This is a genomic window from Bradyrhizobium sp. CSA207, assembly GCF_029051685.1.
Classification (GTDB): Bacteria; Pseudomonadota; Alphaproteobacteria; order Rhizobiales; family Xanthobacteraceae; genus Bradyrhizobium.
This window is the reverse complement of sequence record NZ_JAACFT010000019.1, coordinates 82088-105187: the sequence shown is the minus strand read 5'-3', so window position 1 is coordinate 105187 and position 23100 is coordinate 82088. Positions and strand designations below refer to the sequence as shown.

Here is a 23100-nt window from a genome sequence, read left to right as displayed (position 1 = left end):
CGCCCCAGGGGAAGCCTTGAAGGGCCTTCCAGGCGGCTTCAAGCGCCTCATCCAGTGTGCAAAAACCTGTGTGGAAGCTACGGAAATTGCTTGTTAACCAGTCCGAAGCATGGCTGCCGGCCCAATGCAGAAGGGCGGGCATCTCTGCCCGCCCCCGAAGCGTCTCGTCCACCGTGCCTTAGGCGTTCAGGACGGCCACGATTTCAAAGGTATTCGGGTCGATGATCACGATCTCCTCGCGGACCACGATATACTTGTAGCTCCGCCACTCCGGATAGATCGTCACGACACGGGACGGCAGGGCGTGAAGCGTGATGCCCTCGCGCGGCACGCGGGTACCGACCGAAATATTGAAGTTCACGTTGGTCGCAGGCGCTACCTTTTCCTCGCGGATCACCGAGGTGATCTGGGTGCGCTGCTCGGTCGAGAGCTTGGCTCCAGCGCCAGCCTGACCGGTGGTCTGGGTCGAGGTACCAGCCTGGCCCTGTACGTTGGTGCCGGGCTGACCCTGGCGGCTCTCGCCGGTGGTCGTGCCGGGCTTGGTCTGGCTCTCCGAGCTCATGCCCTTCGACTTGTCCTGCTGGCCTTGGGCGCGTTCGTCGGTGCGCTGACCCTTCGTTGCACCTGACTTCTCCTCAGCCGTCGGATTCTTGTGCATCGTGCCCGAGGACTTCTCGTCCTTCATCGCACCCGAGGACTTCTCCTCGGCGCCGGACTTCATGGATCCACCAGCCTGTCCCACGGTGCCCTTTTCCTTGCCCGTGGAATCCTTGTGCATCGCTCCGGACTTCTCGTCCTTCATGGCGCCCGAGGACTTCTCCTCCGCGCCGGACTTCATGGAGCCGCCAGCCTGACCTACGGTGCCCTTCTCCTGGCCCGCGGAGTCCTTGCCCATCGCGCCGCCGCGTTCGGCGGCGCCGCCGGAAGGTTGCGAGTGCTGCGTCGACTGTGCGCCGGCGCCGCCGCTGTCGCGGTTCATGGTGCCTTGTGCGTTCGCCAGGCCGGTGCCTGCGACGAGCGCGAGTGCGGCAACCGAAATCATAAAGCGGTTAGACATGGAATTCTCCTCACGGGATCATTTGCGTCATTGCCCGCGCCGACAACGAAAGGAGATTTGAGTTGTTCCGGAACTTCGGTGGTTCCGCGGCTTTTGTTTGTTGAATGCCTGATGAATGGCTCTGCACGATCTTGCCGCGATTGCCGCAAGAAAAAAGGCCGACTGTTAAGCCGGCCTTGTTTCATGTGCGATGCGTTACAAGTCGCGATCAACAAGTCGCCTTGCCGCAACGGGCGACGCCGATCTTCTCCTTGAGGCTTTCCACGCCGACGGCGCCGATCACGACCTGCTTGCCGATCACGTAACTTGGCGTGCCGTTCATGCCCATGGCTTCGGCGAGCTTGAAGTTCTCCTCGATGGTGGCGCGCACCTCGGGGCTGGCAAGGTCCTTCTCGATCTTCGCGGTGTCGAGGCCGGCTTCCTTGGCCGCTTGAAGCGCGCGCGCCTTGTCGGCGGCGCCACGACCGCCGAGCAGCTTCTGGTGGAAGTCGAGATATTTCTTGCCGGTCGGATCCTGCATGCGTACGGCGACCGCGACCTGCGCGGCTTCGACCGAGCCCTGGCTCAGCACCGGAAACTCCTTGAGCACGACCTTCAGCTTGGGATCGGCCTTCATGAGGTCGAGCATGTCCGTCATCGCGCGCTTGCAGTAGCCGCAATTGTAATCGAAGAACTCGACGAAGGTGACGTCGCCGTCCTTGTTGCCGAGCACGACCTGGCGCGGCGAGTTGAAGATCGCGTCCGCGTTCTGGGCGATGCTGGCCTCGTGCTTCTGCGTTTCGGCCGCGGCCTGGCGCTTGCTGAGCTCGGCCATGGCCTCCTCGAGCACCTCGGGATGGCTGACGAGGTAGTTCTTGACGATCGCTTCGATGTCGGTGCGCTGACCCTCGGAGAAGCTGTCGGCCGAAGCGGGCACGGTTGCGCCAAACATGGCGAGTGCAAACAGCGCGGGAGCAAGCAGGCGCAGCGAAGGCATGGGCAAATCCTCTTATCGAAAGCAGGTTTCGGGAAACGTCCCGGCGGACTTAGGCGCGGTATCGTGACGTCGTGGTATCAGGCTTCGTTCTAGTTGCGCGGCGGCTTGGCCGCCACGATGTCGTCGGCCTTGACCCATCCGGGCGTGCCGACGGCGAAACGGGTTTTCGCGCGCGTGGCGAGCTCGCGGGCGGTCTTGTTGTCGCCGCGCAGATATGCGGCTTGCGCCGATGCCAGATCGGCCTCGGCATAGTCCCCCTTCCGGCCATAGGCCATCGCGAGCTGCATATAGCCGAGCGGCGCCTCAGGCTCCCGCGCCACCGCGGCACGGAGAATCCGGATGGCGTCGTCCGTGTAGGCCTTATTATCGGTTCCAACCAGAGCCTGCCCAAGTAACATCTCGATGAGGGGGGAGCTGTTCGAAAGCTGCACCGCCTTGCGCAGGGCCGGAATGGCCTCGGCAGGCTTGCCGCTTTCCAGCAGGGCCTGGCCGCGCACCTCGTAAAAATACGCATTGTTCGGCTGCACCTGGATCAGCGCATCGATCTGGGCGAGCGCGCTGCGCAGGTCGCCGTGCAGATAGGTGCTGATGGCGCGGGCATAGCGCGCGGGCAGGCTGTCGTTCGACTGCGGATAGCGGCGGTTCACGGTCTCCGGCCGCTCCATGAAGGCGGAGATCTTGGCGCGCACCATGTCGTGGCGGAGCTGGAGCGCGGGATCGTCCTTCTTGTCCCAATAGGGGCTGGTGCTGGCGAACTCCTGGAGCGCTGCGACGCGCTCGGCGGGCATCGGGTGCGACTGCAGATAGGGATCGGCGCCGCGCGCGGCGAACAGGCTCTCACTGGTGAAGCGCTTGAAGGTCTCGTACATGCCCTTCGGCGATTGCTGGGTTGCGGTCAGGAATTTCACGCCGGCGCGGTCGGCGTTCTCCTCCTGCTGACGCTGGTAGGACAACAGCGAGCGGCGGATCATCTCCTGCGGCCCGGCGATCGCGGCGGCGCCGGCATTGGCAAGCCCGTTGTTGCCCGCGCTGCCGCTGCCGCGTGTGCTGCCTGCGACCATCGCACCGGCACCGAGCAGCATGGCGATGATCATCTGGGTCTGGGCGTTGGCGAGCTGTTCGCGCAGCTTCGACAGATGGCCGCCGGCCAGATGCCCGGTCTCGTGCGCGAGCACGCCGATGATCTGGTTCGGCGTGTCCGATTGGAGGATCGCGCCGTAATTGACGAAGATGCGGCGACCGTCGGCGACGAATGCGTTGAACGAGGCCTCGTTCAGGATCACCATCTGGATGTTCTGCTTTTCCAGGCCGGCGGCGCGCAGGATCGGGCGGGTGTATTCGCGGAGCAGCTGCTCGGTCTCGGTGTCGCGCAGGACAGGCAGCCCCTTCTGCTGCGCCTGCGCCGCCGGTAACGCCGACAGCATGATCGACGCCGCGGTCACAACGGCGGTGAGGGCAGAGGCCTTCTTGCGCAATGCGATCTGGAACGACATCAAACGGTCTTGGTCAAACAGTCCCGGCAAGCGGATTTGGAGGGCGGTTTCGTGATTGGTTTTGGCGATTGGCGGCGCACCGGATACGCGATATGCCCTTATGAGCCGTACAATGCGGCCAGTCTGGGGCGCAAGCGCCCGGTTTTCCGGACCGAACGGAGCGGTCCGCCAGCGAATAGCAGAAATCGATGCAGAACGCGACATTGAGGAACCGGGTGGGGCAGTGGCTCGAACCGTCCCGCCGCAGCGATGTTCCCCCGTTCATGGTGATGGACGTGATGGCCGCAGCAGCCCGAATCGAGGCGGCCGGAGGCCATGTCATTCATATGGAGGTCGGCCAGCCCGCGGCCGGCGCGCCCAAGACCGCGATCGCGGCCGCGCATGCGGCGCTCGCAGCGGGGCGGATCGACTACACCTCCGCGCTCGGCATCCCCAGTCTGCGCGAGCGCATCGCGCGGCATTATCGCGATGCGTATGGCTGCGCCGTCAGCCCCGAACGGGTAGTGGTGACGACAGGCTCCTCGGGCGGTTTCATCCTGGCCTTTCTGTCGATGTTCGAGCCCGGCGATCGCATCGCCGTGACGGTGCCGGGCTATCCGCCGTACCGCCATATCCTCACCGCGCTCGGCTGCGAGCCGGTGCTGATCGAGACCAGCGATGAGACGCGCCACGCCCTGACCGGCGAGGCGCTGCTCTCCGCCCATCGCAAGGCGCCGCTGAAGGGCGTTTTGATCGGCAGCCCCGCCAACCCGACCGGAACGATGATGTCCAGGGAGGCGCTTTCCAGTCTGATCGCGGCGGCGGAGGACGCCGGCATCCGCTTCATCTCCGACGAGATATATCACGGGCTCGACTATGCGTTTCCGGCGGTGACGGCAGCCGCGCTGTCGCAGCACGCGCTCGTCATCAATTCGTTCTCGAAGTATTTTTGCATGACGGGCTGGCGCGTCGGCTGGATGGTCGTGCCGGACATGCTGGTGCGGCCAATCGAACGCCTGCAGCAGAACCTGTCGATCTCGGTGCCGTCGCTGTCGCAGATCGCGGCCGAAGCCGCTTTCGACGGGACGGCCGATATGGAGGAGATCAAGCATGGCTATCAGGAAAACCGCCGCATCCTGATCGAGGGACTGCCCAAGGCCGGATTGACGAGGTTCCTGCCTGCCGACGGCGCCTTCTACCTCTATGCCGACGTCTCGGACTTCACGTCGGACAGTTTCGAGTTCGCCAAGCAGATGCTCGAACAGGCCCATGTCGCGGCCACGCCAGGCCTCGATTTCGATCCCATCCATGGCCGCTCGTTCATACGATTGTCCTACGCGCGCTCGCCTCAAGAGATGCGCGAGGCAGTTGACCGGATCGCTCACTGGCTTAAATAGCCGCCAGTTTTTCACGAAGCCTTCCGGAGTTCATCTTGTCTGACAGATCCGTCCCATCCGCCGCCGCACCGCATTTTCCTCTCGCCGCAACGTTGTGGCCGTCGCAGACGGGCGAGGCCGCCGGCGCGCTGCGCGCCTTCGTGCTGGTCGCGCTCGGCACCGCCTTGATGGCGCTGTCGGCCAAGGTGAACCTGCCGCTGCCTTATGTGCCCATGACGTTGCAGACGCTGGTCGTGCTGATGATTGGCGCGGCCTACGGCTGGCGCCTTGGCAGCGCAACCATGATCGCCTACCTCGCCGAGGGCGCGATCGGGCTGCCGGTCTTCGCAGGCCCGGTAGGGGGAATTGCGCCGCTGGTCGGCCCGACCGCCGGCTACCTGTTCGGCTTCGTTGCCGCCGCCTTCGTCACCGGCTGGCTCGCCGAGCGCGGCTGGGATCGCAGCGTGGTGTTGCTGTTTGCGGCGATGGCCGTTGGCCACCTCGTCATTCTGACCGCCGGGTTCGGCTGGCTGGCCTTCGGCCTCGGCCTTGGCATGCCTAAGGCCTGGCAGGTCGGCATCGTGCCATTCATCGCCGCATCGTTGGTCAAGAACGCGCTTGGGGCGACGCTGATGCCGGCGGCGCGCCGGCTTCTCGACCGCCGGTAAAGCGCGCAAGTCCGAGCAGTTCCAATTGACAGGGCCGGCCAAGTTGATCTTGGCTGGACCGGAGTTTTAGGGGGAGTGAAACAATGACAACAACAACGATGGCGGGAGTGCCGGATACACCGGCCGCCGCCGCCAAGCCGTGGTATAGAGTTCTCTACGTCCAGGTGCTGATCGCGATCGTGCTCGGTGCCATCGTCGGCTGGCTGTGGCCGTCGGTCGCCACCAACGAATGGATCAAGGCGCTCGGCGACGGCTTCGTCAAGCTGATCAAGATGGTGATCGCTCCGATCATCTTCTGCACCGTGGTCTCGGGCATCGCCCACATCCAGGACGCCAAGAAGGTCGGCCGCATCGGCGTCAAGGCGCTGGTCTATTTCGAAATCGTCTCGACCTTTGCACTGGTGATCGGCCTCGTCATCGGCAATCTCGTCAAGCCGGGCGCCGGCTTCGGCAGCGCAGCCGCAAACGCGCAGGCCGTCGCCAACTTTGCCAAGCAGGCTGAGGGCCAGAAGAGCGTCGATTTCATTCTGCACATCATTCCCGACACCGTGGTTGGCGCCTTCGCGCAAGGCGAGATCTTGCAGGTGCTGCTGTTCTCGGTGCTGTTCGGCTTCGCCCTCATGGGCCTTGGCGAGCGTGGTCATACCATCCGCAGCTTCATCGACGACGCCGCGCATGCCGTGTTCGGCGTCATCTCCATCGTGATGCGCGCAGCACCGATCGGCGCCTTCGGCGCGATGGCCTATACTATCGGCAAGTTCGGCACCGGTGCGATCCTCAATCTGATCGGGCTGATCGCGACCTTCTACGTCACCGCGGCACTGTTCGTGTTCGTCGTGCTCGGCATCATCGCGCGCCTGGCCGGCTTCTCGATCTTCAAGTTCCTGGCCTATATCAAGGACGAACTGCTGATCGTGCTTGGTACCTCGTCCTCGGAAAGCGCGCTGCCGTCCTTGATGGAGAAGCTGGAACGGCTCGGCTGCTCCAAATCGGTGGTCGGCCTCGTGGTGCCCACGGGCTATTCGTTCAACCTCGACGGCACCAACATCTACATGACGCTGGCGACGCTGTTCATCGCGCAGGCGCTGGGCGTCGATCTCACCTTCGGCCAGCAGCTGACCATCCTGATCGTGGCCATGCTGACCTCGAAGGGCGCTTCCGGCATCACCGGTGCGGGCTTCATCACGCTGGCGGCAACGCTTGCCGTGGTCGATCCGCGCCTCGTGCCGGGCATGGCGATCGTGCTCGGCATCGACAAGTTCATGAGCGAATGCCGCGCGCTGACCAATCTGTGCGGCAACGGCGTCGCCTGCGTGATCGTCGCCTGGTGGGAGGGCGAGCTCGACCGCGACAAGCTCAACGCCAACCTTTCCAAGCAGATCGATCCGACCGACATGGAAACGGCTGTCACGACGGACTGAGCTGCAAGCCAGATCGGACGACGCCGATCGCCGTCAGGTCCCGAAGTAACAGGGCTGGTCGAGATCCTCGACCAGCCCTTTTTCTTTCCGCGAAGGCCGAGAGCTAGAAGCGCTCGGGCCGGTATGGCGTCGGATCAATCGACGGCGTCTCGCCGCTCATCATCTCGGCGAGCAGACGTCCCGTCGCGGGGCCCAGCGTGAAGCCCTGGTGGCCGTGGCCGAAATTCATCCAGAGGCCGGAGTGGCGCGGGGCAGGGCCGAGCACCGGCAGCATGTCGGGCGTGCAGGGGCGAGTGCCGAACCACGGCTCCGGCTCGACCCGCGCGCCGAGGTCGATCAGCTCCCGTGCCGAAGCTTCGGCGCTGGCGAGTTGCACCGGGGTTGGCAGCGCCTCCGGGCCGGTGAGCTCCGCACCGGTGGTGATGCGGATCCCCTTGGCCATTGGACCCATGGCGTAGCCGCCGCCTTTGTCGACCAGCGGCAGATCGAGCGAAGAGCCGCCGCTGTAATGCATGTGATAGCCGCGCTTGCGCACCAGAGGAATGCGATAGCCGAATTTGTGCAGGAGATCGGGCGACCACGGCCCGAGCGTCACCACGGCGGAGCCGGCGTCGATGCGTCCGTTGTCGGTGTCGACCGACCAGCCGGTGGCGGTCTGCTGCAAGGTCTGGGCGTCACCGAGCCGAAGCGTGCCGCCGAGGCGCTCGAACAGGCCAGCATAGGCCGTCACCAGAGCACCGGGATCGGACACGGTCCACGTATCGAGCCAATGGATTGCGCCGGGAAGATCGTCGCGCAGGATCGGCTCGGCCTTCGTCAGCTCGCTGCCCGAGAGCACGCGAAAATTCACGCCGAATTCGCGCCGGTCTTCTTCCGCCGTCTGGATCGCGAGGTCGAATGAAGCGGGGTCGCGGTGCAGCACGCGATAGCCCGCGCGGCGGATCAGATTGTCGGCGTGCGCCTCGCGGATGAGGATGTCGTGCTCTGGCGTCGCATACGCAATCAGCCGTGCCCAGGCTTCGATCGCCTCGCGATGCCGCTTCGGCGCCGAATGCCACCAATAGCGCAGCAGCGGTTCGACGTGGCGGTGGAGCGAAGAGAAGCTGTAGCGGACGTCGTTGGTGCGGCCGGTCGCGATCTTCAGGAGCGTGGCCAGATCGCGCGGCATCGGATAGGGCCGCACCGCCTCGGCTTGTATCATCCCGGCATTGCCATAGCTGGTCTCGCGGCCCGGCTCCCGGCGATCGACCAGGGTGACCGACCAGCCGCGCTGCTGAAGATGCAGCGCAGCCCCGACGCCCACCATGCCGCCGCCAAGAACGATCGCGCTTTGCATTGGCGGAATTCTCCTGTCAGGCCGGCTTCGGTGCAAGCGTCGGCTGGGCCGTGCTGATGGTTGCGGCAACCACGACGGACAGCGCGGTCATCGCCACCAGGAAGCCGAAGGCCGCATCGAACGATCCGGTTCCGGTCACGATGAAGCCGATGGCGACAGGAGCCACGAAGCCCGCGCTCTGGCCGCCGAGATTGACCATGCCGACACCCGATCCGATCTGGTCGTCACGGAGTAGCTTTGTCGGAAGCGCAATCACCGAGGCCAGCACGAAGGATTTGAAGAAGTAGACCACCGACTGATAGGCGATCAGCATTGTGATCGTCTCCGCCTTGTACATGGCGTAGAGGAAGATGCCGGTCAATGCGGAGCTGCCGATCAGGAGATATTTCTCGCGCTCGTTGAAGAATGTCGTCATCACCCAGCCGCCGATCGCGGTCGCAATGGTCGCCATCACGAACGGAATCGGTGCGACCACGCCGACGGTCTTGAGGTCGAGCCCGCGCTGCTGAAGCAAATAGAGCGGCATCCAGGAATCCAGGCCCTTGTTGACGCAGCTCAGACCGAACCACACCACCATCAACTGCCACAGCAGCGGATTCTTCATGAGCTCGCGCATCGGCGCGCGGTTTTCAGCCCTAGCCGACGATGCGCCTGCGCCGGTCTCGATCGAGCGTCCCAGATGCGGGATGAACACGAAATAGAGCACTGCGAAGACAAGGCCGGCAATGCCGATCGCGTTGAAGGCATGGCGCCAGCCCAGCCAGAGGATGAGCGGCGCCATGATCAGCGGCGCGAGCATGCTGCCGGCATAGTTCGATGACAGCAGCAGCGACGACATCTTCGGCCGGCTGTCCTTCTTGAACACTTCCGCGATGGCGCGGATGCTGGCCGGCGGAAAGCCGCCCTCGGCGATGCCGAAGATGAAGCGGATCGCGATCAGCGAGGCAAGCGACCAGGCAAGGCTCGTGAACGCCGTGAACAGCGACCACATCACGATCGTGACGATCACCACATATTTCGAGCCGAAGCGATCTGCGAGCCAGCCGCCCGGCACCTGCATCGCGGCATAGCCGAGGAAGAACGCGCTGATGACGATGCCGAGATCGGCGGCCTGGAGATTGAAGTCCTTGCCGATCTGGGCCAACGCCAGCGAAATCGCCGCGCGGTCGATGTAGGAGATGCAATAGGCGATATAGAGCAGGACGAAGGTGACGATGCCGGTCTTCCGTTTCGAGAGCAATTCGGTCATGCGCGTCTCCGATTTGCCGGCGATCCGGCGTTCCAGCCAGCTTGTCTTGATCTATTCCCAGGTGAGGAAGCCTGGCGCGTCGGACAGCGGCGGTGCCACGGCCAATCGCGCCAGGTCGGGCACCGGCCGGCACATGTGCATGTCACCGGCGAACGCAGCCTCGAGACTCGCGGCCACCGAAAGCACAATGGCGTCGCCGCCACGCGGGCCGACGATCTGGAGGCCGAGCGGCAGGCCGGCTTCATCGAGGCCGAGCGGAATGCTGATCGCGGGGTGTCCTGCGAGCGTTACGGCGTAGGCGAGCGCGAGCCAGTGGAAGTAGGATTTCGTCGGCGCCCCGTCGATCTCGGCCGGATAGAGCTCGGACCAGGGCCGCGGGCTCAGCGTGATGGTCGGGCTGATCAGCACGTCGCAGCTTTCGAAGAAGCTCTGATAGGCACGATAGATCCGTGTCTGCGTCGTGGCGGCGCGCGAATGGTCTTCGAGCGTATAGTTCAGGCCTTCTTCGACATTGGCGCGGACGTTGGGGCCGAGCATCTCGGGACGCTCTTTGTAGTTCTTGCCATGCATCGCCAGGAACAATCCTGCGCGCAGCACGGCAAAGGCATCGTCCGCCCCCGCGCAGTCCGGCGCCGCCTCGCGGCATTCGGCGAACAGAGGCGCAAGTCTCTTCACGCGATCGCGGAACGTGCGGCGGATGGCCTGCTCGGTCGGTGCGAAGCCGAAGTCTTCAGTGAAGGCGAGACGCAGCTTGCCAAGCTCCGCCGGGCGCGGCGCGGCCCAGCGCTCGGCGCGCGCGCGCACGGGCTCGCCGGGCAGGGTGTAGGCGAGCGGATCGCGGGCATCGTCGCTCGCCATGACCGAGAGCATCAGCGCGGTATCGGCGACATTGCGCGCCATCGGCCCGTCGGTCGACAAATTAGACCAGCCGAACGCGCGCTTTTCGCTCGCCACGAGGCCGTAGGACGGACGCATCCCAACGATGCCGGCGAAGCCTGCGGGATTGCGCAAGGACCCGCCGGTGTCCGAGCCCGAGGCGAGCGAGGCCATGCCGCAGGCGAGCGCCACTGCCGAGCCGCCGGAGGAGCCGGCGGCCGAGCGCATGGGATCGAAGGGATTGCCGGTCGCGCCGAAAACGGGATTGCGGGTGTTGCCGCCCGCCGCCCATTCCGGCGTGTTGGTCTTGCCGATGATGATGGCACCGGCGACGCGCAGGCGAGCGACCGAACCCTGGTCGGCCGCCGGTACGTGGTCTCGCAACAGGGGGCTGCCATAAGTCGTGCGCATCCCCGCGGTGTCCTGGGTGTCCTTGATCAGAACGGGGAGTCCGTGCAGCGCGCCGCGATCTTCGCCGCGCAGGATGGCAGCCTCGGCCGCTTTCGCGGCGGCGCGCGCGCCGGGCTCGTCCAGCGTGACGACCGCGTTGACGGCGGGATTGATGGTGGCGATGCGCGACAGGCAGGCGTCCAGCAGTTCGACAGGCGAGATCGCCCGCGCAGCCAACAGGCGGCGCAGATCAACGGCGCTGGAATCGCAAAGTCCAGACATGCCAGTTCCTTTCAAATTATGAAAATAATTTAGCATATCGGAAAGTAAGGCTCGCGCACGTATATTCGTCAAAGCGAGGCATTTCGTGCACAAATCTTGGAAATTCTGCTCAGTGGAGGGTCAAATGGGACGCTTCTGGGCCCTTTCACCGAAAAGATTAGATCGATCGGTCAACAATTTCTCGGCCGCCGTGGTACCGTTGCCTTATGAGCGAGATCGCGACGTCCGAAGGGCCCAATTCGCAGCTTGGCCAGTGCCTCAAGGCGGCTCGCCAGGCGCGCGGCCTCACGCTCAAGCAGGTGGCCGAGCGGACCGGCATGGCGCTCTCGACCCTGTCCAAGGTCGAGAACGGCCTGATGTCGCTGACCTACGACAAGCTGCTGCAGCTGACCTCAGGCCTGAAGATGGAAATCGCCGAGCTGTTCAATCCGGCGATCTCTGTTCCTGCGCAGGGGCGGCCGGTCACGGCGCGGCGCAGCATCAGTCGGGCTGGGCAGGGCCAGGTGATCACCACGAAATTCTATACTTACAGCTATCAATGCACGGACCTGATCGGCAAACGCATGGTGCCGATCATGGCCGAGGTCCGCGCGCGCTCGCTGGACGAGTTCGGTCCGCTGCTGCGACATGCCGGCGAGGAGTATTTTCTGGTGACGAGCGGACGCGTTGCCGTCCACACCGAGTTCTACGCGCCGGAAATCCTTGGCGAAGGCGACGGCATCTATCTCGACAGCACCATGGGCCACGCCTACCTCAACGCCGGCGATGCGCCTTCCGCCACGGGTGTCTGTCTCTGCACCAGCGAGGCGCCCGATCTCTACGACCAGCTCCGCCAGATCGCATCGCGCGACGTGGCGCCGCCTGGTGACGGCGAGCCGGCGCAATAGCGCTATGGTGTGCACTGAAACGAAAAACGCCCGGCCATGCCGGGCGTTTTCTGTTTGCTGTCGGGCCTATTCGCCGCCGCCGAAACGGCGCGACCACCAACCTGCGCGACGCGGTGCGGCAGGCGTTTCGGCTGTCCTCTCCGCTGCGGGTTCGGGAGCCGGCGCGGGTGGGGCAACTGGCTCAGGCGCTGACGCAACCGGTGTCGCCGGCTCGGGCTGGCCGCTCGACAGGAAGCTCACCTTTTCCCGGACCGTAGAGCGGCGGCGCGCCGCCTTGTCGTCGGATGCGGTGTCGTCCGATGTGGCAGAAGACACCGGCTCGATGTGAGCTGGCTCGGCCTGAGCCCGTTCGATCTGAGCGGGCGTATCCGCCCGCACCTCGTCGGAGCGCGGCTCGGATTGGGTGGCCTGCATATCCCCCGCTGCCTCGGTGTGCGCGATGGACGGCGAAGACTGCGGCGAGAAGTCGTCGAAATCGGCAACCGCATCGGTCGCCTCCGACGGCGGGCTGGCTGCGAGCTCGTCACCGATGGATCCGGCAAGACCCTCCTCGCCACCGCCGCGCCGACGACGTCCGCCGCGCCGGCCGCGCCGGCGCCTGCTGCGATCGCCGGCACCCTGCTGGTCGCCGCGGGCCCGCTGTTCTTCGCTCTCCTCGCCATCCTGCTCGGATTCCGCGTCCTCGTCTGCTTCGCCTGCAGCGAGTGCCGCCTCGGGAAGGGCGGGGGCGCTGTCCTCGCGCAACTCGCCGTCACGCTGGGCACCGCGACCGCGCCGACGCCGGCGGCGCTTGCGACGCTGGCCATCCTGTTCGGTTGCGGCTTCGCCGGTCTGCTCCTCGGCGAGACCTTCGGTCTCTTCAGTCTCGACCTCGGATTCGAGTTCGGAATCGAACTCCTCGTCGTCATAGGCCTCTTCGGCGATGGGCGGCGGGCTTGCGGCCGCCTGTGCAGCCAGCAATGCCTTGGCGGCCTCGAGCGTATGCACCTGCTCGCCGCGGTCGATCAGATAGGCCTGCGGTCCACTGACGCTCGGATCGGCGATGACCGCCAGCGTGACCTTGAAGCCGTTTTCGAGGTCGCGCAGATGACCGCGCTTGTGGTTCAGCACATAGAGCGCGACGTCGGTGCGAGTGCGGACCACGAGATTGTGGGTCGCGCCCTTCATCAGGATCTCTTCGAGGCCGCGCAGCAGCTGGAGCGCAACCGAAGACACCGAACGCACGTGACCGGTGCCGCCGCAATGCGGGCAGGGATCGGTCGAGGATTCCAGCACGCTGGCGCGGATGCGCTGGCGCGACATCTCCAGCAGGCCGAAATGCGAGATGCGTCCGACCTGGATGCGCGCGCGATCCTGCCGGAGGCAGTCGGACAGCTTGCGTTCGACCGCCCGGTTGTTGCGCTTCTCGTCCATGTCGATGAAGTCGATGACGATCAGGCCGGCGAGGTCGCGAAGCCGAAGCTGGCGGGCGACCTCTTCGGACGCTTCCAGGTTGGTTTTGAGCGCGGTGTCCTCGATATGGTGCTCACGCGTCGAGCGGCCGGAGTTGACGTCGATCGAGACCAGCGCCTCAGTCTGGTTGATCACGATGTAGCCGCCGGACCGCAACTGCACGGTCGGCGAGAACATCGCGTCCAGCTGGCTTTCGACGCCCATCCGCGAGAACAGCGGCTGGCCGTCGCGATACTGCTTCACCGCGCTGACATTGGCGGGCATCAGCATCTTCATGAAATCGCGCGCTTCGCGGTAGCCGGATTCGCCGGCGACCTGAATTTCGTCGATCTCCTTGTTGTAGAGGTCGCGCAGCGAGCGCTTGATCAGCGAGCCTTCCTCGTAGACGAGCGTCGGGGCCTGCGACTTCAGCGTCAGGTCGCGTACCGTCTCCCACATCCGGATCAGATATTCGAAGTCGCGCTTGATCTCGGGCTTGGTGCGGGCAGCACCCGCCGTGCGCAGGATGATTCCCATGCCCTCGGGAACGTCGAGATCCTGAACCACTTCCTTCAGGCGCGAACGGTCCTGGGCGCTCGTGATCTTGCGGCTGATGCCGCCGCCGCGCGCGGTGTTCGGCATCAACACGGCATAGCGGCCGGCGAGCGACAGGTAGGTCGTCAGCGCTGCGCCCTTGTTGCCGCGCTCTTCCTTGACGACCTGCACCAGCATCACCTGGCGGCGCTTGATGACTTCCTGGATCTTGTACTGGCGGCGCGGGCGGAAGGTGCGCTCCGGCACCTCCTCCAGCACGTCGTCGCCGCCGACGGATTCGACGACTTCATCTTCGGCTTCCTCGCCTTCTTCATCCTCGTCGTCGTCTTCGTCGGCCCTCGCTTCGGCTTCGTGATGCGGAGCCTCGACGGTCTCGCCGGCCGTGTATACGGCGTCGGCCGGCTCAGCGGCGGCTGTCACGGCTTCGGCCAGAGCCTCGGCTTGCGCTTCGGAGACAGCGGCTTCCTCGGGCTCGGCAGCGACCACGGGCTCGGCGCCAATGGCTGCGACGGGCGCGGGGGATTCGCCGGTGTGATCATGGTCGTGGCCGTGGTGATCGTGGCCACCTTCACGGCCATGGTCATCATGATCGTGTGCGTGATGGTGGTCGTCATCGTGAGCGTGATGATGATCGTCGTGCCCATGATCGTCGTGATCATGTTCGTGATCGTGAGCTTCGTGCTCGCCGTGATGCTCCGTCTCGGCGTGCAGATGCTCGCCCTCCGCGTGCTCCGGCAGCGCCTCGCCCTCGATCGGCTGGGCAGCGGGATCGGCACCGGCCTCGAGGCCTCCGACGATGTCGCTCTGGACGCGCTCACCGTGGCTGCGGCGGCGGGAGTTGCGGTGGCGCGAGCGGCGGCGGCCGTGGGAGCGGTTCTCGCTCTCCTCCTCGGCCTCGCGGTGGGCCTGCTCCTCGGCTTCGATCAGCGCCTGCCGGTCGGCGACCGGGATCTGGTAGTAGTCGGGATGAATTTCGCTGAAGGCGAGGAAGCCGTGGCGGTTGCCGCCATATTCGACAAAGGCGGCCTGGAGCGAAGGCTCCACCCGGGTGACCTTGGCGAGGTAGATGTTCCCGCGCAGTTGCTTGCGTTGCGCGGTCTCGAAGTCAAACTCTTCGACGCGATTGCCACGGACCACGACGACCCGGGTCTCCTCCGGGTGGGTGGCATCGATCAACATCTTGTTGGGCATGTCTTAACTCTTGGCGGCGGCGGGCGCGATTCACCGTGGGCGCGATGAGCGCTGCCGGGTGACGCGACGGTCCACCTGATTCGGGGGTGAGGGGAAGGCCGAAACGCCGTCTCTCGCGCCTTGCCGAATCGGAAGCTGGAGGGCCAAGGCGGCGCGCGGGAGTTTTACTCCGCAGCGTCGCGAATGATCCTTCAGAATTCGTCGGCACAGTCTGGCGCATCAAGCGTCGGCCCGTATGAAACATTGGGCGGCGAGGCCGCCCCTCAATCAGTTGCTGCTGGCCAGGCGTGGCGCGGAAGCGCTCATCCCGAAGATTGAACCGCTCCCTTGGGATTAAGGGATCGGGTAATGGGCCACGTCGCTGTCAGAACTGTCCCGGAAACACAGGGGTAACCGGGAACCGTCTGCCGCCGGGGCTTGACCCGATCCACCGCCCTGCCGCGCACCGCGCTGGCCTTCGGGGGGAACGGAAAACGCTGGAATTCCCAAACCTTGAGAGTTCCGGCGCAGCACCGGGAGGCTGAATGCGACACAACCGGAAATAATGGCCGTCAGCACCTCGTACATACGAGGAATGGGCCGGCCGTGCAAGGGACCGTCGCAAGCCGGTCACAGTCAGCGAGTTTCGCATCTCCGTCATTAAGGATCGATTAACCCTGTGGTTCTATTGCGTTAAAAGGGCTGCTCGGAGGCACGGAATCGGTGGCGGGCCGCGCAAGTCAAAGGGTTCTGCTGGGGTGTGCACTTCTGTGCGCCGCAGCCTTGCCATGTGCCGATTCCTCGCGCCTCAGCGCGGCCGAGAGTCCGTCGCAACCCACTGTTGCCGTAACGAATTTTCCGATCGCCTCGGCCGCCCGGCTGGCCGGCGACGGCAGGCAGACCCGCTTCATTCTCGACCTCGATCAGACCGTCAGCTTCCGCGCAGTGACGCTCGCCGATCCGTACCGCGTGGTGGTCGATGTGCCCCAGCTCAATTTTCAACTGCCCTCGGGCACGGGGACCGGGGGGCGAGGGCTCGTGAAGGCGTTCCGCTATGGGCTCGTGATGCCCGGCGGCTCGCGAATCGTGTTTGATCTGGCGGGACCAGCCAAGATCGCCAATTCCTACGTGCTGGAGGCGGCCAACGGACAGCCGGCCCGACTCGTGCTGGAGCTGGAGGAGGTCGACCGCGCCGCCTTCGTGCAATCGCTGGCCCCGGAAAACCGCCCCGAGCTGCGGCCCGCGGTCGGCGAGGCGCCGCCTGCCGCGGTCTCGACGGCCGCAACGCCGGAAGCCGTCCAGCAGAAGGCCGATGGCCGTGCGGTGGTCGTGATCGACCCCGGTCATGGCGGCATCGACAATGGCACGCAGTCGAGCGGCGAAAGCGAGAAGAACCTGGTGCTGGCCTTTGGCCGTGCGCTGCGCGACCGGCTGGAGAAGACCGGCAAATACCGCGTAGTGATGACGCGGGACGACGACACCTTCATTCCCCTCAACGACCGGGTCAAAGTCGCCCGCAGCCTGAAGGCCGCGCTGTTCGTCTCGATCCACGCCGACGCGCTGCCGCGCGCCGAGGGCGACGCGCAGGGCGCCACGATCTACACGCTGTCCGACAAGGCCTCGGACGCCGAGGCCGAACGGCTCGCGGACGCGGAAAACCGGGCGGATGCGATCGCCGGCTTTAACCTCGCCGAGGAGCCGACCGATGTCGCCGACATCCTGATCGACCTCACGCAGCGCGAAACCCGCACCTTTTCAAATCGTTTCGCTCGTCTGTTGATGGGCGAAATGAAGTCGACGGTGCGGATGCACAAGCATCCCCTGAAGTCGGCCGGCTTCCGGGTGTTGAAGGCGCCCGACGTGCCGTCGGTGCTGGTCGAGATCGGTTATGTCTCCAATAAGGGAGACCTCGAGCATCTGGTCTCCGAGGGCTGGCGGTCCCGCGCCGTGACCTCGATGGCGCAGGCGATCGACGGGTTCCTGGCCAAACGGATGGCCACAGCCGGGTCTTCAAATTGAAAGGGTTTTCCGGTCCTGCCGTCAAAGCCCTAGTTTGGCCACAGCGGGCGCTTTATAAAAACGCCGCAGGGGGTTCCGGAATCGACGAGAATCCCGTTCGGCGAGCGTCTTCAGGTCCGGCACTGATGTGATCGAGTAGGCCGGTGGATTCGCGACGTGAGGTTGGCGCCTGTTTTGGGCGTCGTGGGCTGGCTTTGGGCTGATCTTAGACTGATCTCGGACTGATCTCGGCTGATCCAGGGATTGAACGGATAAACAGATAATGCGCTTGCTGGTGCGGTTCATGGGCTTCCTGTTCGCCGCGGGAACGGTGTTGTTCCTTGTTGGTGTCGGGGCCGTGGCAGGCCTGATCTGGCATTTCTCCAAGGATTTGCCGGACTACTCTCAGCTTCAGGATTACGAGCCGCCGGTGATGACCCGCGTGCACGCGGTCGACGGCTCGCTGCTTGGCGAATACGCCAAGGAGCGGCGGCTGTACCTGCCGATCCAGGCGGTGCCGAAGCTCGTGATCAACGCCTTCCTCGCGGCCGAGGACAAGAATTTCTACGAGCATGGCGGCATCGACTACACCGGCATGGCGCGCGCCGGCCTGGTTTACATCCAGAACTACGGCTCGAACCGGCGTCCGCAGGGCGCTTCCACGATCACGCAGCAGGTCGCCAAGAACTTCCTCCTGACCAACGAGGTCTCGTTCGCCCGCAAGATCAAGGAAGCCTTGCTGGCGATGCGGATCGAGAAGACCTATTCGAAGGACAAGATCCTCGAGCTGTATCTGAACGAAATCTACCTCGGCCTCGGTGCTTACGGCATCGCAGCCGCGTCGCTGGTTTATTTCGACAAATCGGTGAACGAGCTCACGGTTGCCGAAGCCGCCTATCTCGCGGCGCTGCCGAAGATGCCGGCAACCCTGCATCCGGTGCGTAACCGCGACCGCGCCATCGAGCGCCGCAACTACGTGGTCGATCGCCTCCAGGAGAACGGCTGGATCAAGCAGGCCGACGCCGAGAAGGCGCGCAAGGAGCCGCTGGCCGTCACCAACCGCGCCAACGGCGCCCACACCTTCGCGGGCGAATATTTCGCCGAGGAAGTCCGGCGCGACATCTTCGAGCGCTATGGCGAGAAGAAGCTCTATGAGGGCGGCCTGTCGGTACGCACCACGCTGGATCCGAAGATCCAGGTCATGGCGCGCAAGACCATGGTCACGGGCCTGGTGAACTATGACGAGCAGCAGGGCTATCGCGGCGCGATGAGCAAGCTCGATATTTCGGGCGACTGGGGCGTGAAGCTCGCCGAGATCAAGTCGCTCTCCGACATCTCGCCATGGCGGATGGCGGTGGTGCTGGAAACCAGCGACCAGTCGGCGCGGATCGGCTTCCAGCCGGGCCGCGAGCTCGGCGGCGCCGTCAGCAAGCAGCGCGAAACCGGCCTGATCACGCTCGACGGCATCAAATGGGCGAGGGCGGCCGCGGGGCCCGCCAAGGGCAGGGCGGCGAGTGCGGTGTCGCAGGTGCTGCAGCCCGGCGACGTGATCTATGCCGATCCGCTCTACAAGGACGGCACCCCCGTCGAGGGCCAGTACCGTCTGCGCCAGATCCCCGAAGTGTCCGGCGCGATGGTGGTGATGGATCCCTTGACCGGCCGCGTGCTCGCCATGGTCGGCGGCTTCTCGTTCGACCAGAGCCAGTTCAACCGCGCCACCCAGGCCTACCGGCAGCCCGGCTCGTCGTTCAAGCCGATCGTCTATTCGGCGGCGCTCGACAATGGCTACACGCCCTCGACCGTGGTGCTCGATGCGCCCATCGAAATCGACCAGGGCCAAGGCGCCGGCGTGTGGCGGCCGGAAAACTTCTCCTCGGGCAAGTTCCAGGGGCCGGTGACGCTGCGCAACGCGCTGCGGCAGTCGCTCAACACCGTGACGGTGCGCCTCGCGCAGGATATCGGCATGCCCCTGATCGGCGAATATGCCCGCCGCTTCGGCGTCTATGACGAGCTGCCGAACTATCTGTCCTACGCGCTCGGCGCCGGCGAGACGACGGCGATGCGCATGGTGACGGCCTATTCGATGCTCGCCAATGGCGGCCGCCGCGTGAAGCCGACGCTGATCGACCGTATCCAGGATCGCTATGGGCGCACCATCTTCAAGCACGACCAGCGTGAATGCCGCGGCTGCGACGCGCCGGGTGGCTGGAAGAGCCAGACCGAGCCGCAGCTGATCGACCGCCGCGAGCAGGTGCTGGACTCCATGACCGCCTACCAGATCACCGAGCTGATGGAAGGCGTGGTCCAGGCCGGCACGGCCACCGTGGTCAAGGAGGTCGGCAAGCCGATCGCCGGCAAGACCGGCACCACCAACGAGGCCAAGGACGCCTGGTTCGTCGGCTTCTCGCCGGACGTCGCGGTTGCGATCTACATGGGCTACGACAAGCCGCGTCCGCTCGGCAAAGGCAACGCCGCGACCGGTGGCCATCTGGCCGCTCCGATCGCGCGCGACTTCCTCAAGCTCGCGCTCGCCGACAAGCAGGCGGTCCCGTTCAAGGTGCCCGCCGGCATCAAGCTGGTTCGCGTGGTGGCCAAGACCGGCATGCGCGCCGGCCCCGGCGAGACTGGCGGAACCATTCTCGAAGCCTTCAAGCCGGGCACGGCGCCGCCGGACAACTACTCGGTCATCGGCGTTGCCGACGCCGACGGGCGCGCGTCGCAGCAACAGCAGCCGCCGGATTCCGGCTTCTTCATGCGTCCGGGCACCGGCGGGCTGTACTAGCGGATAACGCCGGCGTTTGGGTAGCGGGCGGTTGCGCTTTGCAGCCGCCGCCGCTACATCGGCATTGCACTTAGACGCGGGAACAATTCCGCGAGACCAGAGAACGACATGCGCGCCGAAATCGAACGGTTGGTAGAAGAGATCAAGCAGTCAGTCGGGCTGCTGAGGAGGCATCTTTGACGTCGAGAAATCGACGGCGCGCCTCGCTGAGCTGAACAAGCTCGCAGAAGATCCCAACCTCTGGAACGATCCCCAGAAGGCCCAGAAGCTGATGCAGGAGCGAACCTCGCTGGAGGATTCGCTCTCGGGCATCGGCAAGGTCGAGCAGGAGCTCGAGGACGACATCGGCATGATCGAGCTCGGCGAGGCCGAGGGCGATGCAGGTGTCGTGGCCGAGGCCGAATCCGCACTGAAAGCCCTTAAGAAGGAAGTGGCAAGGCGCGAGCTCGAGGCGCTGCTGTCGGGCGAGGCCGATAGTTTCGATTCCTATCTCGAAGTCCATGCCGGCGCCGGCGGCACCGAGAGCCAGGACTGGGCGCAGATGCTGCTCCGCATGTACACGCGCTGGGCCGAGACCCACGGCTTCAAGGTCGAGGTTATGGAGGAGTCCGACGGCGAAGAGGCCGGCATCAAGTCCGCAACCATCCAGGTCTCCGGTCGCAACGCCTATGGATGGCTCAAGACCGAGGCCGGCGTGCATCGCCTGGTGCGGATCTCGCCGTTCGATTCCAACGCGCGGCGGCACACCTCGTTCTCGTCGGTCGCCGTGTTTCCGGTCATCGACGACAGCATCAAGATCGACATCAAGGAATCCGACGTCCGCACCGATACCATGCGCTCGGGCGGCGCCGGCGGCCAGCACGTCAACAAAACCGAGTCGGCGGTGCGGCTGACGCATATCCCGACCGGCGTTGCCGTGGTCTGCCAGGCCGGTCGCTCCCAGCACAAGAACCGGGCGCAGGCCTGGGACATGCTGCGCGCGCGGCTCTACCAGATGGAGCTGAAGAGGCGCGAGGAGAAAGCCGCCGCCGACCAGGCCGCCAAGACCGATATCGGCTGGGGCCACCAGATCCGCTCCTACGTGCTCCAGCCGTACCAGATGGTGAAGGACCTGCGCACGGGCGTGCAGACCTCGGACACATCGGGCGTGCTTAACGGCGAGCTCGATGATTTCATGGCCGCGACGCTGGCGCAGCGCGCGTTCGGCACCGCCACCGGCGAGATCGAGGACGTGGACTAGCATGACCCGCGTCGCCTTCATCGGGCTTGGACGGATGGGCCATGGCATGGCCGGCCGCTATCTCGATGCCGGCTTCACGGTGACGCTCTGGAATCGCAGCAAGGCCAAGGCGGAAGACCTGATCGCGCGCGGCGCGCTTTGGGCGACCTCGCCGGAGGATGCTGCGATCGATGCCGACGCCGTCGTGACCATGGTTGCCGACGACGAGGTCTCGCGCGCGGTCTGGCTCGGGCTCAAGGGCGCGGCCAAGACGGCAAAGGCCGGCACCATCGCGATCGAATGCTCCACAGTTTCTTATGATCATGCGCGCGAGATGGGCCGCGAGCTCAACGCGCGCGGCCTCATCTACATCGACTGCCCGGTGACGGGATTGCCGGATGCGGCGGCCAGCGGAAAGCTGACACTGCTGGTCGGCGCTGACGCGGCCGATCTTGAGCGCGCGCGGCCCTATCTCGAACCGATCGGCTCGACCATCCGCCATTTCGGCGCGGTCGGCTCCGGCACGGTCTACAAGCTCATCAACAATCTGATGGGTGCGGTCCAGATCGCCGGCCTCGCCGAAGGGCTCGCGATCGCCGAGCAGGCCGGGCTCGACATGAACCTGGTGCTGGAGTCGATCCAGGCGGGCGTGGCCGCAAGCCCGCAGGTGCAGCGCCACTCCAAGCGCATGGTCGCCCGCGATTTCAGCGGCGCGACGTTCACGGCGGCGCTGCGGCACAAGGATGCCGCTTATGCCGTGAAGCTCGCCGAGAGCCTGCTGGCCGACAAGCCGCTGGTCTCGAGTGCTGCGGTCGAGGCCTACGATCGCGCCAAGGCCGTTGCACCCGATGATGACGAAGGCAAGATGATCGAGCTGGTGTCGCGGCCAAAGAAGCCTTCCTAGCCGGAGCTGCGACTCGGGCGGCTCTGTCGCTTGATATGTCCGAGTGCGAGATCCCAAAAGACTCATCGGAAATCGGGTGGCGTCTCCTGCCGAACTTACCTAGGCGGTAGGGCCTGACCGGAATTTGGACGCCATGCCCCCGAACGACAACCGGATCGACGCGCAAGACTGGTCGCTGCTCGTGGTGCTCTCGATCCTCTGGGGCGGCTCGTTCTTCTTCAACGGCGCGGGCTTACGGGAATTGCCGCCGCTGACGCTGGTGTTTCTGCGCGTCGCGCTTGGCGCGGCCATTCTGCTGCCGCTGCTCCGTATCCGGGGCATCAGCTTTCCCAAGGGCCTGATCGGCTGGAGACCATTCTTCGCGATTGGATTGCTCAACAATGTGATTCCGTTTTCGCTGATCGTGATGGGGCAGACTTTTATCCCGAGCGGATTGGCGTCGATCCTGAATGCCACCACGCCACTGTTCACGGTGATCGTGATGGCGGCGGCGGGAGAGGAGGCGTTGCAGATGCGGCGCCTGGCCGGCGTGGCGCTGGGGCTGGTTGGCGTGATCATTCTAAGAGGATGGGGCGTGGAGACGCGGACGGGGCAGGGGCTCGGCATTCTGCTCTGTCTCGGCGGGGCGCTTAGCTATGGCTTCGCAGCGCTGGCGGCGCGGCGATTGCTGAAGGGCGCAGCCCCATTGGGCACGGCAACGTTTCAACTGATGGCATCGACACTCATGATGGCTATCGTCGCCGCTGCGATGGAGCAGCCATGGCATCTGCCGATGCCCGGCCCGACGACCTGGCTCGCGGTGCTCGGCCTTGCCGGCCTGTCGACCGCGCTCGCCTACATCGTCTTCTTTCAGATCCTGCAGCGCTCGGGCGCGACCAATGTCATGCTGGTGACACTCCTCATTCCCGTCACTGCCATTCTTTTGGGTTGGTTGGTGCTCGGTGAGCCGATCACGATGCGTGAGATCACAGGCGCAATCGTCATCGGCAGCGCCTTGCTCGTGATCGATGGGCGTATATTGAGGCTGCCGCGTCGCATCGCATAGGTTCCG

General features: G+C 65.1%; 16 protein-coding genes. 9 read left to right on the top strand and 7 right to left on the bottom strand.

Annotated elements, in window-relative coordinates; translation table 11 throughout:
* Window positions 1–178: 178 nt before the first annotated feature.
* From GWG65_RS22120 to GWG65_RS22110, 3 genes are all read right to left on the bottom strand, one after another.
* Window positions 179–1057 (bottom strand): DUF1236 domain-containing protein, encoded by an 879-nt coding sequence (locus tag GWG65_RS22120; RefSeq protein WP_275197691.1) that lies wholly within the window; start codon window positions 1055–1057, stop codon window positions 179–181.
* A 208-nt stretch (window positions 1058–1265) separates the two neighbouring features.
* On the bottom strand, window positions 1266–2033 hold the full coding sequence (locus tag GWG65_RS22115; protein WP_275197690.1) for a DsbA family protein: 768 nt from the start codon (window positions 2031–2033) through the stop codon (window positions 1266–1268).
* An 89-nt stretch (window positions 2034–2122) separates the two neighbouring features.
* Window positions 2123–3526: a M48 family metalloprotease gene (locus GWG65_RS22110; protein WP_275197689.1), complete on the bottom strand. Its 1404-nt coding sequence runs from the start codon at window positions 3524–3526 to the stop codon at window positions 2123–2125.
* A gap of 188 nt (window positions 3527–3714) precedes the next feature.
* Between GWG65_RS22110 and GWG65_RS22105 the strand changes: the two genes are divergently transcribed.
* The 3 genes from GWG65_RS22105 (at window position 3715) to GWG65_RS22095 (ending at window position 6970) form a co-directional block, all read left to right on the top strand.
* Window positions 3715–4902, top strand: a complete 1188-nt coding sequence (locus GWG65_RS22105) for an aminotransferase class I/II-fold pyridoxal phosphate-dependent enzyme (RefSeq protein ID WP_275197688.1) — start codon at window positions 3715–3717, stop codon at window positions 4900–4902.
* 92 nt (window positions 4903–4994) lie between these two features.
* On the top strand, window positions 4995–5549 hold the full coding sequence (locus GWG65_RS22100; RefSeq protein WP_275197754.1) for a biotin transporter BioY: 555 nt from the start codon (window positions 4995–4997) through the stop codon (window positions 5547–5549).
* A gap of 83 nt (window positions 5550–5632) precedes the next feature.
* On the top strand, window positions 5633–6970 hold the full coding sequence (locus tag GWG65_RS22095) for a dicarboxylate/amino acid:cation symporter (protein WP_275197687.1): 1338 nt from the start codon (window positions 5633–5635) through the stop codon (window positions 6968–6970).
* 103 nt (window positions 6971–7073) lie between these two features.
* Here GWG65_RS22095 and GWG65_RS22090 read toward each other — a convergent pair whose 3' ends face one another.
* Genes GWG65_RS22090 through GWG65_RS22080 form a run of 3 tightly spaced genes read right to left on the bottom strand, consistent with a single transcriptional unit; the run spans window position 7074 to window position 11103 of the window.
* Window positions 7074–8306, bottom strand: a complete 1233-nt coding sequence (locus GWG65_RS22090; protein ID WP_275197686.1) for an FAD-dependent oxidoreductase — start codon at window positions 8304–8306, stop codon at window positions 7074–7076.
* 16 nt (window positions 8307–8322) lie between these two features.
* Entirely contained in the window at window positions 8323–9555 is a 1233-nt protein-coding gene (locus GWG65_RS22085; RefSeq protein ID WP_275197685.1) for an MFS transporter, read from the bottom strand.
* Window positions 9556–9606: 51 nt separating this feature from the next.
* Window positions 9607–11103, bottom strand: coding sequence for an amidase family protein (locus tag GWG65_RS22080; RefSeq protein WP_275197684.1), 1497 nt, complete (start codon window positions 11101–11103; stop codon window positions 9607–9609).
* 206 nt (window positions 11104–11309) lie between these two features.
* Between GWG65_RS22080 and GWG65_RS22075 the strand changes: the two genes are divergently transcribed.
* On the top strand, window positions 11310–11990 hold the full coding sequence (locus GWG65_RS22075; protein WP_275197683.1) for an XRE family transcriptional regulator: 681 nt from the start codon (window positions 11310–11312) through the stop codon (window positions 11988–11990).
* 66 nt (window positions 11991–12056) lie between these two features.
* Here GWG65_RS22075 and GWG65_RS22070 read toward each other — a convergent pair whose 3' ends face one another.
* Complete coding sequence (locus GWG65_RS22070; protein WP_275197682.1) at window positions 12057–15167, bottom strand: ribonuclease E/G; 3111 nt, start codon at window positions 15165–15167, stop codon at window positions 12057–12059.
* 702 nt (window positions 15168–15869) lie between these two features.
* Between GWG65_RS22070 and GWG65_RS22065 the strand changes: the two genes are divergently transcribed.
* The 5 genes from GWG65_RS22065 to GWG65_RS22045 all read left to right on the top strand — a co-directional run bounded on the left by GWG65_RS22065 (window position 15870) and on the right by GWG65_RS22045 (window position 23094).
* Window positions 15870–17165 (top strand): N-acetylmuramoyl-L-alanine amidase, encoded by a 1296-nt coding sequence (locus GWG65_RS22065; RefSeq protein ID WP_275197681.1) that lies wholly within the window; start codon window positions 15870–15872, stop codon window positions 17163–17165.
* A gap of 262 nt (window positions 17166–17427) precedes the next feature.
* Entirely contained in the window at window positions 17428–19926 is a 2499-nt protein-coding gene (locus GWG65_RS22060) for a penicillin-binding protein 1A (protein ID WP_275197680.1), read from the top strand.
* A 108-nt stretch (window positions 19927–20034) separates the two neighbouring features.
* A protein-coding gene (prfB, locus tag GWG65_RS22055) for a peptide chain release factor 2 (RefSeq protein WP_275197679.1) occupies window positions 20035–21166 on the top strand; the annotation gives its coding sequence in 2 pieces (ribosomal slippage) (window positions 20035–20103 and window positions 20105–21166; 1131 coding nt in all).
* A 1-nt stretch (window position 21167) separates the two neighbouring features.
* Window positions 21168–22049 (top strand): NAD(P)-dependent oxidoreductase, encoded by an 882-nt coding sequence (locus GWG65_RS22050; RefSeq protein ID WP_275197678.1) that lies wholly within the window; start codon window positions 21168–21170, stop codon window positions 22047–22049.
* Between the two features lie 133 nt (window positions 22050–22182).
* Window positions 22183–23094 (top strand): DMT family transporter, encoded by a 912-nt coding sequence (locus tag GWG65_RS22045; RefSeq protein WP_275197677.1) that lies wholly within the window; start codon window positions 22183–22185, stop codon window positions 23092–23094.
* Window positions 23095–23100 lie beyond the last annotated feature (6 nt).

What these genes read in the sequence shown, in the direction of transcription:
- GWG65_RS22120 (WP_275197691.1), bottom strand. Translation starts at nt 1,057, where the DNA reads ATGTCTAACCGCTTTATGATTTCGGTTGCCGCACTCGCGCTCGTCGCA.
- GWG65_RS22115 (WP_275197690.1), bottom strand. Translation starts at nt 2,033, where the DNA reads ATGCCTTCGCTGCGCCTGCTTGCTCCCGCGCTGTTTGCACTCGCCATG.
- GWG65_RS22110 (WP_275197689.1), bottom strand. Translation starts at nt 3,526, where the DNA reads ATGTCGTTCCAGATCGCATTGCGCAAGAAGGCCTCTGCCCTCACCGCC.
- GWG65_RS22105 (WP_275197688.1), top strand. Translation starts at nt 3,715, where the DNA reads ATGCAGAACGCGACATTGAGGAACCGGGTGGGGCAGTGGCTCGAACCG.
- GWG65_RS22095 (WP_275197687.1), top strand. Translation starts at nt 5,633, where the DNA reads ATGACAACAACAACGATGGCGGGAGTGCCGGATACACCGGCCGCCGCC.
- GWG65_RS22090 (WP_275197686.1), bottom strand. Translation starts at nt 8,306, where the DNA reads ATGCAAAGCGCGATCGTTCTTGGCGGCGGCATGGTGGGCGTCGGGGCT.
- GWG65_RS22085 (WP_275197685.1), bottom strand. Translation starts at nt 9,555, where the DNA reads ATGACCGAATTGCTCTCGAAACGGAAGACCGGCATCGTCACCTTCGTC.
- GWG65_RS22080 (WP_275197684.1), bottom strand. Translation starts at nt 11,103, where the DNA reads ATGTCTGGACTTTGCGATTCCAGCGCCGTTGATCTGCGCCGCCTGTTG.
- GWG65_RS22075 (WP_275197683.1), top strand. Translation starts at nt 11,310, where the DNA reads ATGAGCGAGATCGCGACGTCCGAAGGGCCCAATTCGCAGCTTGGCCAG.
- GWG65_RS22070 (WP_275197682.1), bottom strand. Translation starts at nt 15,167, where the DNA reads ATGCCCAACAAGATGTTGATCGATGCCACCCACCCGGAGGAGACCCGG.
- GWG65_RS22060 (WP_275197680.1), top strand. Translation starts at nt 17,428, where the DNA reads ATGCGCTTGCTGGTGCGGTTCATGGGCTTCCTGTTCGCCGCGGGAACG.
- GWG65_RS22050 (WP_275197678.1), top strand. Translation starts at nt 21,168, where the DNA reads ATGACCCGCGTCGCCTTCATCGGGCTTGGACGGATGGGCCATGGCATG.
- GWG65_RS22045 (WP_275197677.1), top strand. Translation starts at nt 22,183, where the DNA reads ATGCCCCCGAACGACAACCGGATCGACGCGCAAGACTGGTCGCTGCTC.